Source organism: Nocardia higoensis (assembly GCF_015477835.1).
Lineage (GTDB): Bacteria > Actinomycetota > Actinomycetes > Mycobacteriales > Mycobacteriaceae > Nocardia > Nocardia higoensis_A.
Genome location: NZ_JADLQN010000001.1, coordinates 2658739 through 2674959 on the forward strand (window position 1 = coordinate 2658739; position 16221 = coordinate 2674959).

The window sequence follows — 16221 nt, forward strand, 5'->3', positions numbered from 1 at the left end:
GATTTCGTCGGGATCGTGGATCGAAACAGTGAGCGCCCCTCCGGCATAGCCGGTCTGCGCTACGACGTCGCCCGAATCTTCCTCACCCCGGCCCGCGCCAGTACAAGGCGCTCATGACACGGATGAGCCAAGAGCGCACCCCTTTCGACGCCATCGTCGTCGATCCGACCTTCATCGGCGCGCTGCTGGTGAGCGGCCACCCCCGCCACGCGCACCCGCCGGTGATCGTCGCGGGCATGCTTACCCTGCCGCTGAGTTCCTCCGCGGTGCCGCCGTTCGGGCTGGGGATGCGACCCTGGCGCGGGCCCACCAACCACGTCCGCAACACCATTCTGCGGGCGCTGGGCGAGAAGTGGATCTTCGCGCCCGTCCAGGCCGAACTCGACACTCTTTACCACGGCATCCACGACCGCGACGCCCCGGCCTTCGTCGTCAACGGATGAGCACCGCCGATGCGATCGTGCAGTTGTCGGTCCCGGGCTTCGAGTATCCCCGTCCCGACCTCGCCGTGCCGCTGCGCTTCGCGGGCCCGGTCATCACGTCCTCCGACAGCGCGCTTCCCCCGTGGTGGGAGGATATCGTCATCGCCGGTGACACCGAGGACGAGCCCGAGGTCGCCGCTCGCCTCGTGTGGTCCGGCGCCGGAATCGACCTGCGCACCGGGCGACCCGAGGCCGCCGCTATCCGCCGCGCTGTGCGCACGATCCTGAGCACACCCCGATACCGGACAGCAGTCCCCGCACTCGCCGAGCAGATCGGCGCCGCACGCGCTGTCGAGGAACTCGTGGACGCCGTGTCCGCCGCATCGGCTGTCGGGCACTGACCCTCGAGAGTCCAGCAGGATCTCACGCGTCGTCGGGCAGCGTCATGAGCGGGTGCGGCGCTCACGAAGGCGCAGCACTCCGCGGTCGTGCCCGGCGCGGGCCACAGCGCCCACGCGGCGATCAAGAGGGCCGTCACGGCTATCACGACAAGAATCACCCGACGCATCGGGTTGCCTTGTCTCCATGAAGGTTTCGACGGATGCCGACGGACCGGTTCGGTGTCGAGAGGCGGGACGACGCCGGGGACGACCAACTCCGCGACGAGGGGCAATACCCGAGCGGACACCCCGAAGTGCTCGAAGCTCGGGGCCAACAGGGCGGTGGCGTGGGCCGTGCGGACACGTTCGGCGATGTATGCGGTCGGCATATAGGTCTCGTCGTCGATGGTGAGCACATCGATGAGGCGGTAACCGCTGGTTCGGGCGAGTTCCTCGAGCAAATGCCGATCAGCCGTGCGGGATTCGCTGACGCCGAGATTCAGCAGGCCGAGCGCGGCCTCCGTGGCTGTCCTCTCGGACGGTTGCTCAACCGCAGGTCCGTGCATAGGAAGGGTTCCTTTCAGTCGATGACGCCGCGGTCGCGGAAGTACTGGTAGTCGTCGGCGCTGACGATGAGCGCGGCGATGCGGGTCGAGCAGTGCCAGGGACATCCGCCGTGCAGGTGCAGCGCGGCCGCGGCTGCCGCTGGGGAGCGCACGGGCCAGTGCGGGTTGTCGTGACGGCGCTTGTCGGCGGTGGGCTGGAATCCAAGGACGCTCGCGGCCTGGTCGATCGGGACAACGGCGCCGATCGACCGTGACCTGCTCGGCCGTCGGGTGTCAGCGGCCACGGCGATTCCATCCGCTGCCGCATGCCCGCGTCGGCGTATCCCGTCCGAGCGCGGGCGTGCTCATCGGCCGGACTTCCCGGCCGCGCGGTCCGCGCCGAGCTGCCCGTCAAGCAGCACCGGCAACCGCTGATGGCCGTGAGAGATGAAGCTCGCCAACGGTTTCACCGCCTCCGGCGCGACCGCGAGCGTCATCGCCGGGAATCGCCCGAACAGGGCAGGCAGCGCGATCACGGCCTCCATGCGAGCCAAGGGCGCGCCGAGGCAGTAATGCGGCCCGTAGCCGAAGGACAGATGCTCTTTGATCGGCCGGGCCGGGTCGAACTCGTCGGCGGCGGGTCCACACAGATTCGGGTCGCGATTGGCGGCGGCGAAGCAGGCGAGGATGGCCTCCCCGGCCTTGATCCGCGTGCCCGCCACGTCGATGTCGACGAGTGCGTAGCGCAAGGGCAGGTTCGCCACCGGCGGCGTGTGACGCAGGGTCTCCTCGATCAGGTGCGACCAGGTGAAGGCGCCGACGCGCAACTGTGCCAGCAGTTCGGGCCGGGTCAGCAGCTGATAGACGGCCTGGTCGAGCAGGTTGACCGTGGTCTCGTATCCGGCGCTGATCACCAACAGCAGCGTGTGGACGAGTTCCTGTTCGGTGAGCCGGTCGTCGTGGTCGCGGCGGCTGACGAGCAGGCTGGTCATGTCGGGCCCCGGCTCGGCGCGGCGGCGAGCCACCAGTTCGGTCAGGATGCTCACCATCTCGGCGAGCGTGGCCTGTGGATCACGCTCCGGAGCGGTGGATATCTCCTCGACACACAGCCGCAGCCCGGCCCGCAGATCGTCCGGGACGCCCATCAGCGCGGTGATCACCCGCAGCGGCACCTGCGCGGCGAACTCCTCCCGCATATCCACCACCCCGTCCGCCCGCGCGGCCAGCCCGTCGAGCAGTTCGGTGACAATCTGCCTGATCCGCGGCCGCAACTCCGCGACGCGGCGCGCGGTGAACGCGGGCCCGACGAGTTTGCGCAACCGCTGATGGTCTTTGCCGTAGGCGGTGAACATGTTGCGCACCGACACCCACGAGATCAGCGGCCAGTCCGGCGGGATCTCCCCGGCGATATAGGCCGGCCAGTGCTGGGCGGCGTCCTTGGACACCCGCCAGTCGACGAACAGTTCGCGCAGCAGTTCGGCATCGGTCACCGCCCAGGCGCGTACCCCGCCGGGCAGTAGTACCGGGACCAGCCGCCCCTGTTCACGGAGCCGGGCGGCCTCACCCGGAATATCGGAGCCGGTGACATCGAGCGCGATCGGAGCGGGGACAGGATGAAGAGTCATCGGAATTCGCCTTTGCGGTCAGCGGATGGGCACGGTCAGCGGCGCAACGGGGGTGAAGACGACAGGCAGTTCCTCGAGCGCCCGATGGAACGGCCCCGGCCGCCACCGCAACCGCTCATAAGGTCTGGCGAGCACCATCTCGGGCAGAGCGTCGAGGAGCTGATCGATCGCCTCCCCCGCGATCAATTCGGCCAACATCCGCGCGGGACAGCGGTGCGGTCCGGCCCCCAGGCCCAGGTGCGACTCGTTGCCGCGGATATTGCCGCCCACCACGGCCGGATCGTTGTTGCACGCGGCCAGGCTGATCACCACCGGCCGATGCGCCGGCACCCACATACCGTCCACAAGCTGCGTCTGACGCGGATAGCTCATGCAGAAATTCGCGATCGGCGGGTCACGGAACAACACATGCGTCAGCGCGTCACGCGTCGACAAACCCCCGCCCACGACCTCACCGCCGAAGTCCGGATGGGTCAGCATCCACGACAAGGTGTTCACGATCAGATTGGTCAGCGGCTCGCTCGCGGCACCGTAAAGGGTGACCAGCTGGTGGATGGTCTCCTCGTCGGACAGACCGGTGGGATCGGCCAGCAGCCAGGAGGTGATGTCCTCCCCCGGACGGGCACGCTTGCGACGGACGAGCTCGGCCAGCGCGGCCACCATCAGCTCGTTGCCAGCAGCCGCATCGGCGGTGTCGAAGATCATCGCCATCCCCCTCGCGGCCCGGACGCTGACATCGGGATCGCAGCCGATGAGCTCTCCGATCACCTCGAACACCAATGGGGACGCGAAGTTCCGGAGCAGATCAGCCCGGCCTAGACGGCAGAATTCATCGACCAGCGCCACCGCGATCCGCTCGACCACTCGGCGAGTCCTGTGCAGATCCACCCGAGCCAATGCATTCACGGTGGCCGAACGGTAGCGGGCATGCTCGAAGCCACTGCTGCGCAATGCGTTCGGGCGCCACTGCATCATCGGACGGACCGGGCAGCCCGAGGGGATGTCCCCCTCCCAGGCCCGTGGATCGGCCGGGAAATGCTCGGGATCGTGCAGGATTCTCAGGGCGGTCCAGTAGCCGATCACCAGGGTTGCCGGGACGCCAGGGGCCAGCCAGATCGGCACCAGCGAACCGAACCGCTCGCGCATGTGGGCGTAGGCGGCCTGCGGGTCGGCGGCGAACTGATCGGTGTAGATCGCGACGCGGAGGCCGTCGGGTGGGTCGAGCGGTGTCCCGCGTCTTGCCAGCCCAGCACTGGGCGGGGCAGGCACGAAGGCGCTGGACAGTGCCGTGAACGGGCGGGAACTCCAATCCTCATGTCGTGGACAGATCAACGTGGGCGGGCGCGGACACACCGTTGCGATGGCGTTCGAGAACCCGTCGACGGTCGTGCTCACCGCCGCCATGCGGACTGGTGGACGGGGGACACGAACACCCCGGCGCGGCTCATGGTGGATGAGCCAGGGCATGACGTAGATGACCACCGCCAGACCGACCACCATGCCGATCACGACGACGGATGTGCTTGCGAGTTCGGACAACGATTCCCCCTGAATGTCCTGAAGTAGCGGAAGTGAGATGCAGCTTGCGGCTTGGCCGGAAGCGCTGGTCAACGAAATCGATCTCGGCAGACACGTGGACTGGAGCTCTTCGGATCTGCCGAGATTCACGTGTTGATGCGTCTGATCATGTGCTGGCGCCCACAGACGCGGGGGTGTCATTCCACTGACATTCCAATGACATTCGCCTGTCGCGTCGACCCCGCGCATGACCGAACCGACGTAGCCTGAGTTCGCGTTGCACCGAGTCCGGCGTCAGTGCCATAAGGGAGAAGGTGGTGGGGTGGCCGATCGAATCGCTCGTACACGCTTGGAAGAACTGCTCCTGGCTCAACGGTTGACGATCGGCGAATTCGTCCGCGCCTTCAACCAGACCGCGGCGACGATCGCCCAGCACACCTCAGGTGCGGCCTCCATCTCACATCGTCAGGCGATGCGATGGATCAGCGGAGAGATGGTGCAACTGCCGCACCCCGCAGCCTGCCGGGTGCTCGAGAAGATGTACTCCGGTGAAACAGCCGACACATTGTTCGCCGCCCCGATCACGCAGGAAAGGCACGCACTGCCAGCCGGGAGAGCAGTCCTGCACTCTGCACCCGGTGTACCTACGCTTTCGCTGCATCGCGCCTATTTCACGGATCGACATGCAGCACCAGAACCACCGATTTCCCAAGACACGATCGAGGAGGCACTATCCATGGCAGCAGCCGAATCTGCACGATTCGGCCAGTTCGCCGAGCAGACGAACGTGGGACCACACACACTCGATCAGCTCCGCGCCGATTTGCGTCGCATCGTCAGCGTGTACCCGAACAGGCCGGTATATCCACTCTTCGTCGAGGTCCTCGCCCTACGTAACCGGGTCTTCGAACTGCTGGAGGGTAGGCAGCTACCCGGCCAGACTCGCGAGCTGTATCTGATGAGCGCCGCACTGTGTGGTGTGTTGGCGAACGCGTCGTTCGACCTGGGCAACTTCGCCGCCGCCGAGACCCAGGCCAGGACCGCTTTCCTGTCGGCGGAACTGGCCGGCCACAACGCGATGCGCGCATGGATCCGCGGCACGCAGGCCCTCATCGCCTACTGGGACGACCGCCCCAAAGCCGCAGCCGATCTTGCCGTCGACGGCTGGCGGTACGTGCCGGAAAACGGCACCGCACGCGTCCGGCTCGCATGCATCGAAGCACGTGCCCGAGCACGTCTGCGGGACTTCGGTGGCACGGCCGATGCTCTACAACGCGCCGAGCAAGCCCGTGAACAAGTCGCCGCGCCCGACGATCCGGGAGGGATGATGGCGTTCCCGATGGCCAAGCAGCAGTTCTACGCTGGCGCAGCGCATCTGTGGCTCGGCGACCGCATCAACCTCGCCGAAGCAGAGCGGCTGGCCGGCCATGCAGTTGCACTCTACGAAGCCGACGCACCCGAGGATCGGCGCATCGGTGAAATGTCGCTTGCCCGGCTCGACTTGGCGGTTACCCGCCTGGCTCAGCGCGATCTGGACAGTGCCGCCGAGCAAGTAGAACTGGTCCTCGAAGCCGGTGGAAGACGCCGCACCGAAGCCGTGGCTCGACGCCTACAACAACTCGGCGCCGCTCTCGAGCGACCCCACTACCAAACTTCTGCACTGGCGACGACCATGCGCGAACGCATCAGCTGTGCACCCATCCGCATACCACCTGCTCTACCCGATGAGGAGATGCGCCAATGATCATCGGACTCCTCCATCCAGGCCAGATGGGTGCCGCTGTCGCAGCCCGTCTTGTCGCTCACGGGCACACCGTCCTTTGGAATCCCGAGGGACGCAGTCCTGCGACAAGAGACCGCGCATCCGACGCGATGTTGCAGCCCGCCGAAAGCCTCTCTGGACTGCTTTCCGATGCCGAGCTGGTGCTGTCGATCGTTCCTGCCTCCGCAGCCGAGAGTGTCGCCGAACTCGTCGCCGACCACGGCTACAACGGCGTCTACGTCGACGCCAATGCCACGAGCCCGAGGCGGATGCAGCGCATCCACGAGTTGTTGGACCCGCGCGGCACAGAGGTGATCGACGCTGTGATCAGTGGCCCACCACCACGCGGCGACACTTCGCCAAGGATCTATCTCGCCGGCGGCGCCGAAGTCACTGCACCGGTCCGCGACCTGTTAACTCACTGCGACTTCCTCGCGACAGAACTGTCTGAAAGCATCGGCGCTGCAAGCGCATTGAAGATGGCTCTCGCATCCTATCTGCGTACCAACAGACTGCTTGTGGCAATAGCCCATGCCCTCGCCGACGAGCACGGCATCACCTCGACGCTCATCCACGAAGCCGAGCAGTTCGGAGCCGACGCACTCACCGACCGCGCGTATCTGTCCAGCGTGGCCGCCCGAGCTTGGCGATGGGAAGCGGAAATGGGCGACATAGCAGAAACTCTCGAGGAGTCGGGGATTCCAACTCAGCTGGCCGATGCCAGTGGAGAGTTGTACCACCGACTAGCAGCCGCGAAGGACCAGTGGTCCATCACACCTGAAGAAGCGTTGCAGCTACTCAAGCAGAAGTTGTAAATGACTGAACACTCACGCAAGCAAGACAGGCCGCCGACTGCGGTTCACACTTCACGAGCGGGTTCGCAGACGGTGACACGACATACGTTCCGGAACCGTCAGAGGGGGCAATGAGGTGAATTCAATGGCAACCGACCGAAGGGGAATCGTGGGGACCGATAAACAGTTCGACCTCGAATTCGAGCCGAGGTTCGGACCAGCGGAAGGAAGGGTATGAGCAACGACGATCAGTTGATCATGGATCTCGGTGTTCCCGTCGAACGCACCGAGTGGGGGAAGTGGGTGGATCCTGATCGCCGCGAGGCACAGGTCCGCAAGTTCCTGGAGCACGCGGGGATCAGCGAGATTCCGTCGGAGCCATGGCCGGAGGACTCGGCGGAAGTGAGGCGACTGAACCCCATCGTCGCCGACCTCTTCCCGGACATGGCTACCGCTATGGCTCCGGAGAATGCAGACATGGCGGATGCCTTCATCTGCTTCATCGGCGAATGCTTCATCAGATTCGCGGGCGCGACATGGATCGAATACGAGTGGTTCGGTCGCGAGCACTCCTTTTACGATCACGTCAATCCAGCGCTTCGGTTCGACACAGCGGACGAAGACGAAATTACCGCCTGGTATCTGATGGACAGCATGATCGGTTATGCCCCCGAACGGTACGAGGGGATGTTCTCCGAGATATCCGCGACGGTTCGGGATTACGCCCGATACCGCGAAGAGGAGCGAAACAGCATCGACACCGATTGATAGTTCCATATAAACCCTTCACCACCGTTCCATCATTCGGGGGTTGGCGCAGCCATGGACGGATACGACAGGGATCGCAGAAGCACTGACAACAACACGCGTGGAAGAGTTTTCGAGAACGGCGCGGACCTGTTTTTCCGAGACAGCGCAAATGGATATATCAAGCAGTCGGGGATACTGAATACTCACGCAGGTGCGGTTCGTTTCGATAAGTTCAAGAAGGCGCACGGCTGCATACGGTCGATCGAAGAAAAGTCCGGCCGATTGGAGGGCAAGAAGGACGAGAAGCAGCTACACGCCGTGCGAGTCCTTCTCGAGAACAATGGGAACCACTATCACGTGCTACGTTCGGTCGAGGGCGAACACGTGTCGAAAGAGGTTCGCGAACTGATCGAGGGACTTCAACGAGACTTCCCGAAACAGTTCACCCACCGGATTGTATCGAGGGCTGAGGCTCGCGAGATATGGGCGCTCGGACTGCAACTGGAACGAGGTCAGCAACTCGAACTGCCGGGTGTCGGCAGGCAGGCACGGGAGCAGGTTCGGGAGCGCAAGGATCCTGGGCGGCAGAAAGCGTTCACGAAGGCGCTCGCGGCGGGCAAGTCCCTGGCGAATCAGCGTGAGCAGCACCGCGAGCAAGTGCAAAAGCAGCTGCGCGGGATTGCCGAGCGCGCCGAAAACGGAAAGCCGCTCGACCCGGGGACCTTGGAGAAGCAGCATGAGCGGTTGACCAGGAGGCTCGAGAACATCAGAGAGGCCGAGCGCCGGAACGAGCGCGCTCTCCTGCAATCGCTGGGCCTGCAACTGAGCGACACTCCGATGCGCACGCTGGAACAGCTGAAAGAAGAGCAGCGCGAGCAGCGGCGTCAGGATGTGGTTCGCGGTCTCGAACAGATCGGACGCGAGGTCGAGCGTGGGCACTGGCGGGAGATCGCCGACCAGCACAACACACGGGTGCACCGATTGGGCGTCGAGTACGTGCGGTCCATGGAACAGCGCTACCACGGCCGAGAAGGAGCCGAGCGGGAAATCGCGATCGACCAGGCTCGTCGGCAGGCCGAGCGGTTGCTGATCACGCCGGAGAAGGTCGCGGGCCTGGACCTGGAACGGTTCCGTGCCGTGCGCGACGGTCACGAAGCCGGATACAACTCACCGAACAAGACTCACACCTACCAGCGGTCCGGAATGCCCGCCGTCGAAGTCGAACACGATGCACCGGAGCGGCGCTTGGCCCGGATGGTGCACGATGTCGACCGCGGTTTGGCGGTGGACCAGGTCTTGATGCGAGAGGTGCTGGAGGTCAGCACTTTCGAACCGGCCACCGAGGCGGTGCGACGTGATGTGGGCCATCGGCAATCATTGAGCCGAGGACGGCATCGAGCAGCCGAACGCGACCGGGAACGAGGAATCGATCGAGGGCCGGATCGCGGCCGATAGCCTTCGGCTCGAACCGCCACCATCGTCGGCGAGCCCGCGCCATCGACCGGCGACGATGCAGCTTCGGCCCACATGAAAGACACAGGCTCGTTCGGCTCGGACGGGAGAGGGGACACACGTCGAGGTGGTTGCCGAATTTCCGGCCACCCAACTCGCGGACTTCACCACAGCATCGCGACTCGGCGAATTCACCGCGGGCGTACCGAGCAACTGGCAGAAGCACTATTGGCAGGACAGCGGCATAGCGGACTCCCTGAGCGCCGAAACCAACGAGAACTTCTCCGACTGGGACGGAACGACCGGACGTCAGGTCGTCGTCCACCACCTCGACGCCGACACGGTGCGGGTCTTCACCCGAGGTTGGTGCTGACCGGCTCTTGGGGCCTTCGCCTCGGACGACAGCCGGCGCACCAGCGCCGGATGAGATGATGCACGTCGGAGTGTGTCGTTAGGGTGGGAATCTCCAAGCATCGAGAGAGGGCATGATGGCGCTGACCACTTCGCTGGCAGGTCGGGTGCGGAACACCAGCCTCCCGAAGAGCCATTCACTGCTACCTCTGCTGGAGGCTGTCGTCAACGGCCTCCAATCGATCGATGCGCGTTTCGACGAGGATGCCGGGCAGGGGCGCTTGCGAGTCGTCATCGAACGGAGTGGAGAAGCCGAGCTGGACCTCGGCCTCTCCGGTCCCGGCCGAACGGCCCTGAGACCGATCGCGGGCTTCCTCGTCGAGGACAACGGCCTGGGTTTCACCCCGGAGAACATGAAGTCGTTCGAGACGCTGGACAGCGACTACAAATCCGGGATGGGTTGCCGCGGAGTGGGCCGTCTGCTCTGGCTGAAGGCATTCGACAGGGTTTCGATCCGCAGTGCGTACCGGGACGAGTCGGGCGGACTTCACACCCGACACTTCCGGTTCTCTGTGGACCGGGAAGTCGAGCACATCGAGGCGCCGAACGATTTCGGCGATACCGGGGCCGCAGTGCATCTGGACGGTTTCAAAGCCGCTTTCCAGCGCCACGCGCCGAAGACCATCGACGTGATCGCGCGCGAGGTGTTCGAGCACTGCATCTGGTACTTTCTTCGGCCGGGCGGCCCGCCGGAAGTCACGATCGTCGACGACGCGGAAAGCGAGATCATCTCCCTCAGCAAGCTGATGGAGGACTTCATTTTCTCCGATCTGCCGACGACCAGCCTCGACGTCGGGGGCCGGAAGTTCGACATGGTCAACCTCTGCCTGAAGTCGTCGACGCGCAATCTCATGCCACGGCTGTATTGGTGTGCCGCGAATCGTGTCGTCGCCGAGGAGAATCTCACCGGCAAGATCCCGGGGCTCTACGGACGGCTGAAGGACGAGACGGGCACCGAGTTCACCTACGTCTGCTACCTGTCGTCCGACTACCTGGACGCGAATGTCCGCTCCGACCGCACGGCATTCGACATCGCCGAGCGGACGGCCGGACCGACGCTGGAGAACGACCTTTCGCTCGAGGACATCCGCGCCGGCGTGCTGAGCCAGGTGGAGAAACTCTTGACGACCCCGCTTGCCGCTGCCCGCAACGAGGGCAAGGCACGGGTCCATGAGTTCGTGAGCAACAAGGCGCCGCGATATCGACCGGTTCTCTCTCGCCTCGAGGCGCTCGGGGTGACCGTCGATCCGTCGATCAAGGACTCGGACCTCGAGCTGCTGCTGCACCGCAACCTCCAGAAGCTGGAGACCGAAGCACTGGCACAAGGCCAGGCGATCTTCACGCAAGCGGGTTCGGCTCACCTGGAGGGCTATCAGGAACGGCTGCGGCGCTACCTCGATATCGTCGATGACATCAATCAGTCCGACCTCGCGGCGTATGTCGCTCGGCGGCGGACCATCCTCGACATCCTGACCAAGCTCATCAGAGTCAACGATCAGGGCGGATACTCGCGGGAGGACGCCGTTCACCAGTTGCTCATGCCGATGCGCACCGACTCGAACGAGATCGGAACCGATGCGTCGAACCTGTGGATTCTCGACGAACGGCTGGCGTTTCACGACTATCTGGCCTCGGACAAGACTCTCAGGAGCATGCCGATCACCGGGTCGGAGTCGACCAAGGAACCCGACATCCTCGCGACGCGACTCGTCGATGTTCCGGTGTTGGCAGCCGAGGGCGAGAAGTTGCCGCTGGCCTCGATCGTCGTGGTCGAGATCAAGAGACCGATGCGTAACGATGCCTCGGAAGGCAACGACCCGATCGCTCAGTGCATCGACTACGTCAAGCGCGTACGCGGCGGCGGCGTCCTGACAGCTTCGGGGCGCCTGATCCCGCCTACGCCGGAGCCGCCTGCCTTCTGCTACATCGTGGCTGACCTGACGCCGACGATGGTGAGCCGATGCGAACTGGTCGGCTTGCAGCGCACGGCCGACGGTCTCGGCTACTTCGGGTTCAACGCGCCGTCGAAGACATACATCGAGGTCATATCGTTCGACAGACTCGTGAACGCCGCCAACGAGCGCAATCGTGCGTTCTTCGACAAGCTGGGGCTGCCGTCGAGTTAGCGTCTGGCGGCATCGCGTCCTCGTTCATGTTCCCTCACCCGAGCTTCCCGTCCAGCGCAGTGTGTACCACTGCCCAGGGGCGGAGGCTCACGATCCACTTACCGATGTAGCGGCGGCATACTCACCGCGAGTACCCGTGCGACGTCGGGCGGTAGTCATGCAAGAACTTGCGCCCGCGCAGCCGCGTTGCCTTCGCCTTGGACAACAATCGGGATGTTTGCCCAGGATTCGAGATCGACGGGCTGCTTGTTCTTCAACATCTCCCGCACCTAGAATCGCATCCATGATGCTCGACGGGGGAGATCTATCCGGCATGAAATCACTGAACCGCGGTCGGTACCGCGACCGAAGAACCAGTCGGCCGGTCAGGGAGCGCTCAGCACACACCAATGTGTAGACCGGATCGGGCATGACCGAATTCACCGTCGACCTGTCCACACTGGCCGGATTCCAACTGGATCTCCAGGATGCGGGTTCCACATTTTCGACCAACGGCGCACGCCTGGTCCCCGGATTGACACTGCCCGCCGGAACCTCGGGCCTGATGGCTGCACTCGCACCGGCGCTGGGGTCCCTGCAGAACACGCTCACGACCGCGCACCAACAGGACCGGTCGACCATCGACAACCTCGGCACCGACCTGTCAGGTGCGGCAACTCGGTACCGGGCCACCGATAGTTCATCGGCGCAGGCGATATCGGCCTCCGCGCAGTCCGCTTTCGGCGACTCCGGCACGGTCGTCACCAATGCCGGCGACAGCGCCACACGCTTTCCCGGGTTGAACCTACCGGCCCTGCCCGGGGTCGAGGAGGCTTCTTACGCAGTTCGGCAGGTGATCACCGCGAGCATAGAGGCCATCGATCAGTTCGATGAGGCGCTGAGCGCGAGCATCGGCATGAAACCCGCTGCAGACTATTTGACGCCGCTGGTTGCGGACTGGGAAGCGCTGCAGGCCATCGGGAAACGCGTCGGGTTTCTCGGCATCAACGACTACGTCACCTCGGACAACCTGATCAACGGAACCAGGTGGCTACGCAACAGTTGGTCGGGCGATGCTGCCCAGTCCTTCGAGAATGGAACGAACGCTCTGGGCCAGGCGGTGGCAACACGCAGCACCGACCTCGATGCGGTCGCGAAGATCATCGAACACGGTGGCGCGGCACTCGAGCGCCTGACCTACAACCAGGCGCTCGGCGTGGCATCTGCTCTCACTCAACCGATCAGCGCCGTGAACTTCACACTGCCGCTGGGAGTGTGGGCTCAACTCATCGACAAGCCCATGCCGGAGTCGGTGCGGTCTGTGGTCACTTCGGCGATCGACAGCATGAAGACCGCCGCACTGTCCCGGCAGGACGCGATCACCGCGCTCATCGATCGCATCGCTGCGGCGCTGAACTATTCGCCCGGCCGGGCCGCACCGACCTTCAACGCGAGCGACTTCGAGATTCCGGAAAAGGTGGTCGTCGACATGGGAATGTTGCGCTACGGATACGGCGGCAACGCCTGGTGGGAGGACTCCATTGCGTCCGCCACCTGATCCCGCAATTCCGTCCAGCCATCCCCAATTCGGATCCGATCGCAGCATTCTCAACCGATCGGAAGCGGGCCTGATCAGCACTTCGACCGCTCCTGCGGTGATGCTGTACTTCGAGACGAAGGGATATACGTTCGCTGCCGACATATTCGATGCCTATCTGGCCAACCACGGACCCGACTACGAGTACATCATCAGCGCTGAAAATGTGAAACAGATCGTGCAGACGCAGGTCGTCATCGACACCGCGGCTGCCCATGTGGACTGGATCAAACAGGAAGCGAAACGCAATCCGGACATGATCGGCACCACGCAGGAGATAACACACCCCTGGGAACCGATCACGGTCACCGACAACTCCGATGTCGTCCTCGCACTCGGAACCTTCTCGGTGGCAGTCGGTGCCGACGCCCTGGTACAACGCTCCGGTGAAACACTCCAGGCAGAGATCCGCTACCGAATCTATGCCTACGACCTGTATGACTTCGACAAGACTGTCGACTGGACGTCGATGGATGTGGAACTGTCGGTCAAGAAGGGACTGAACCACGACATGCGGCAGTTGGAGGAAGCCGGCTGGGCGCGCAGTTTCAAAGCCCGCGGCAACACCGAAGCTCTCGGCGACTACTCCTGGTCCGGGAACCTGTGAACCGCACCGGAAGGGTGCGCGCGATCCCGGCCTGGGTCGTGGCAGGTGTGTTCGCGCTGGCCGGCTGCGGCAACTCGCCAGAGGACACGGCCGTGCCCGAATGCGGCAACATCCACTTCCCCGAGAGCGCCCACATCGTCTACCAGACCGGCGATCAAGAGTTCAGCGGGGAGGCCCACGTGGAGGTGGTTGCCGAATTCCCGGCTGCTCAACTCGCGGACTTCACCACAGCATCGCGACTCGGCGAATTCACCGCGGGCGTACCGAGCAACTGGCAGAAGCACTACTGGCAGGACAGCGGCGTGGCCGACACCCTGGGCGCCGAAACCAACGAGAACTTCTCGGACTGGGACGGTACGACCGGACGTCAGGTCGTCATCCACCACCTCGACGCCGACACGGTGCGGGTCTTCACCCGAGGTTGGTGCTGACCGGATCGCGGGTTTGGCCGAAAACCATCGACGTGATCGCCCGCGAACTCGGCGAGCTGAGGCTGATCACCAGGTCGGTATCAGGTGCCCTCGACAATCCAGCGGAACTCGGTGCGCCGGGTGCTGTACCAGTCGCGGAGCCACGGGGTCGCTCGGGCCGGCGGAAGGATGGATCGGATGGTCTCGTCGTCGGAGCGGGCCGACACCGGGCGCCGAAACGTTCCAGCGGGCCGATCCCGGCTTCTGGGAGGGGCATCGGTGAGAATGGCGGTGATATCGCACCTGCTCGAGGAAAGAGATCACCATGGCGAAGCGGAAATGGAAAGACCTGAGCGTTCGTAGCCGCAGGTTGATCGTGGTCACGACGGTGCTCGAAGGAATTCTGAAGATCGCGGCGCTGGTGGACCTCGCGCGCCGCCCGGCGACGGAGATCCGCGGTTCCAAGCGTGCGTGGGCGACGGCCGTGCTGCTGGTGAACTCGGTGGGCGCCGTGCCGCTCGCGTACTTCCTGTTCGGCCGGCGGCGGGCACGCAGGGCCTGACGGCCGACATGCTGGACGGCCGTACAGCGTAAACTCCCGGCGCTATGACGGGACACCTGAATCTCGACGGCGGCTTCGGCGCGCTCATCGGACTGGATATGGTCGAATTCGATCCACCCGGTGCACGCAGTGTCTGTCGGATCGCCGTCGCGGCCAAGCATCTCAATCCACACGGCGTGCTGCACGGCGGGGTGATGTACTCGATGGCCGATCAGGGCATGGGCGCGGCCGTGTATTGCGTTCTCGCCGAAGGCGAATCCTGCGCCACGATCGAGATCAAGATCGTCTACCTCGCCGCCGTCCGCGACGGCGTGGTCGAATGCGAGTCCCGCGTGATCAATCGAGGCCGACGGGTCATCGCCCTCGAGTCGGAGATCCGCAACGCGGGCCGCCTGGTCGCCAAGGCCCTGGGCACATTCGCCGTCTTCCCCTCTCCAGCACGCGAATGAGCGCGCGGCGCTTTCGGAATCCCGGCTCATGCAGCGAGACCTTCGAACGCGCCAAGGCGGCCATCGCGGAGTGTCAGGCGGATTTCACCGATCCAGCCGTCAGCCCAGGAGTTCCCTCATGTGATGCGATCGCCCGGTCGACTGCATGACACGTTGTCCGTCCGTCGCACCCAGGGCCTCGGCGAGGGCGGGTTCCAGCGAACCCGCCAGGCCGGTCAGCGAATCGACCAGCAGGTCGAGCAGATCGGCGCGGGGGACGGGCTCGGTGCGCAGCCAGGTGAGGGTGGTTTCCTCGACGAAGGCGATCCAGCCACGGATGCCGAGCAGGAGACGGGGGCGGTTCTCTTCGGCGACAGGGGTCGGCAGTTCGGTCAGCAGGAGTTCGACGACGGCGTCTCGGGTGGCGTCGACCAGCGGCCCGAGCTCGGGGTCGACGCTGGTGGGGCCGCGCAACAGGGCCAGGTACGAGCTGCGGTTCTCGCAGACGTAGTCGATATAGCGGGCGATGGAATCGCGCAGCATCTCGGGGATGGACAGCGTGCGGTCGGGGGTGAGGCGGGCCAGGAGTTCGGCGTTGGCGTGGCCGACGACGGCCCGCTGGAAGTCCCTCTTGGTGGGGAAGTAGTGGAAGAGCAGGCCGCGGGAGATACCGGCTTCGGCGGCGATGGCGCTGATCGAGATCTCCTCGATCGCGCGTTCGCCGAGCATCTTCGCGCCCAGCGCGATCAGTTGACTACGCCTTTCGTCCGGGCTCAGCCGGATCCTTTTGGCCCTTTCGCCGGATTGCACGCTCACGAGATCATCTTACTGAACGTCGCTCAATACTGTTGAC

General features: G+C 64.5%; 17 protein-coding genes. 13 read left to right on the forward strand and 4 right to left on the reverse strand.

Translation table 11 applies throughout. The features are described 5' to 3' along the window. Positions 1-113: 113 nt before the first annotated feature. Both IU449_RS12000 and IU449_RS12005 read left to right on the forward strand, forming a co-directional pair. A complete protein-coding gene (locus tag IU449_RS12000; RefSeq protein ID WP_195001874.1) occupies positions 114-443 on the forward strand; it encodes a hypothetical protein in 330 nt (109 codons plus the stop codon). Next, positions 440-823, forward strand: a complete 384-nt coding sequence (locus tag IU449_RS12005) for a hypothetical protein (RefSeq protein WP_195001875.1) — start codon at positions 440-442, stop codon at positions 821-823. The genes IU449_RS12000 and IU449_RS12005 overlap by 4 nt, the downstream gene beginning before the upstream one ends. Positions 824-1382: 559 nt before the next feature. Here IU449_RS12005 and IU449_RS12010 read toward each other — a convergent pair. From IU449_RS12010 to IU449_RS12020, 3 genes are read right to left on the reverse strand one after another with little or no spacing between them, the layout of a single operon-like run. Next, complete coding sequence (locus IU449_RS12010) at positions 1383-1652, reverse strand: hypothetical protein (protein WP_195001876.1); 270 nt, start codon at positions 1650-1652, stop codon at positions 1383-1385. 60 nt (positions 1653-1712) lie between these two features. Beyond that, entirely contained in the window at positions 1713-2972 is a 1260-nt protein-coding gene (locus IU449_RS12015) for a cytochrome P450 family protein (RefSeq protein ID WP_195001877.1), read from the reverse strand. Positions 2973-2990: 18 nt separating this feature from the next. Beyond that, positions 2991-4511: a cytochrome P450 gene (locus tag IU449_RS12020; RefSeq protein ID WP_228803926.1), complete on the reverse strand. Its 1521-nt coding sequence runs from the start codon at positions 4509-4511 to the stop codon at positions 2991-2993. Between the two features lie 301 nt (positions 4512-4812). Between IU449_RS12020 and IU449_RS12025 the strand changes: the two genes are divergently transcribed. From IU449_RS12025 to IU449_RS12075, 11 genes are all read left to right on the forward strand, one after another. Continuing rightward, positions 4813-6234 carry a hypothetical protein gene (locus tag IU449_RS12025; protein ID WP_195001878.1) on the forward strand — a complete coding sequence of 474 codons (1422 nt, stop codon included), beginning with the start codon at positions 4813-4815 and terminating at the stop codon, positions 6232-6234. After that, positions 6231-7067, forward strand: coding sequence for an NAD(P)-binding domain-containing protein (locus tag IU449_RS12030; protein WP_195001879.1), 837 nt, complete (start codon positions 6231-6233; stop codon positions 7065-7067). The genes IU449_RS12025 and IU449_RS12030 overlap by 4 nt, the downstream gene beginning before the upstream one ends. Before the next feature lie 213 nt (positions 7068-7280). Next, the gene (locus tag IU449_RS12035; protein WP_195001880.1) at positions 7281-7814 is read left to right on the forward strand and encodes a hypothetical protein; all 534 of its coding nucleotides are present in this window, start codon (positions 7281-7283) and stop codon (positions 7812-7814) included. Between the two features lie 54 nt (positions 7815-7868). Next, positions 7869-9251, forward strand: coding sequence for a hypothetical protein (locus IU449_RS12040; RefSeq protein WP_195001881.1), 1383 nt, complete (start codon positions 7869-7871; stop codon positions 9249-9251). A 124-nt stretch (positions 9252-9375) separates the two neighbouring features. After that, positions 9376-9621, forward strand: a complete 246-nt coding sequence (locus tag IU449_RS12045) for a hypothetical protein (RefSeq protein ID WP_195001882.1) — start codon at positions 9376-9378, stop codon at positions 9619-9621. 112 nt (positions 9622-9733) lie between these two features. Further along, positions 9734-11785, forward strand: coding sequence for an ATP-binding protein (locus IU449_RS12050; protein ID WP_228803928.1), 2052 nt, complete (start codon positions 9734-9736; stop codon positions 11783-11785). A gap of 409 nt (positions 11786-12194) precedes the next feature. Next, complete coding sequence (locus IU449_RS12055; protein ID WP_195001884.1) at positions 12195-13322, forward strand: hypothetical protein; 1128 nt, start codon at positions 12195-12197, stop codon at positions 13320-13322. A 100-nt stretch (positions 13323-13422) separates the two neighbouring features. Beyond that, positions 13423-13968: a hypothetical protein gene (locus IU449_RS12060; RefSeq protein ID WP_195001885.1), complete on the forward strand. Its 546-nt coding sequence runs from the start codon at positions 13423-13425 to the stop codon at positions 13966-13968. Beyond that, positions 13965-14399, forward strand: a complete 435-nt coding sequence (locus IU449_RS12065; protein WP_195001886.1) for a hypothetical protein — start codon at positions 13965-13967, stop codon at positions 14397-14399. The genes IU449_RS12060 and IU449_RS12065 overlap by 4 nt, the downstream gene beginning before the upstream one ends. Positions 14400-14703: 304 nt before the next feature. Beyond that, positions 14704-14940: a DUF5652 family protein gene (locus IU449_RS12070; RefSeq protein ID WP_195001887.1), complete on the forward strand. Its 237-nt coding sequence runs from the start codon at positions 14704-14706 to the stop codon at positions 14938-14940. A 44-nt stretch (positions 14941-14984) separates the two neighbouring features. Continuing rightward, entirely contained in the window at positions 14985-15389 is a 405-nt protein-coding gene (locus tag IU449_RS12075; RefSeq protein WP_195001888.1) for a PaaI family thioesterase, read from the forward strand. 99 nt (positions 15390-15488) lie between these two features. Here the strand turns inward: IU449_RS12075 and IU449_RS12080 are convergent, their stop codons facing one another. Further along, a complete protein-coding gene (locus IU449_RS12080) occupies positions 15489-16184 on the reverse strand; it encodes a TetR/AcrR family transcriptional regulator (protein ID WP_195001889.1) in 696 nt (231 codons plus the stop codon). Positions 16185-16221 lie beyond the last annotated feature (37 nt).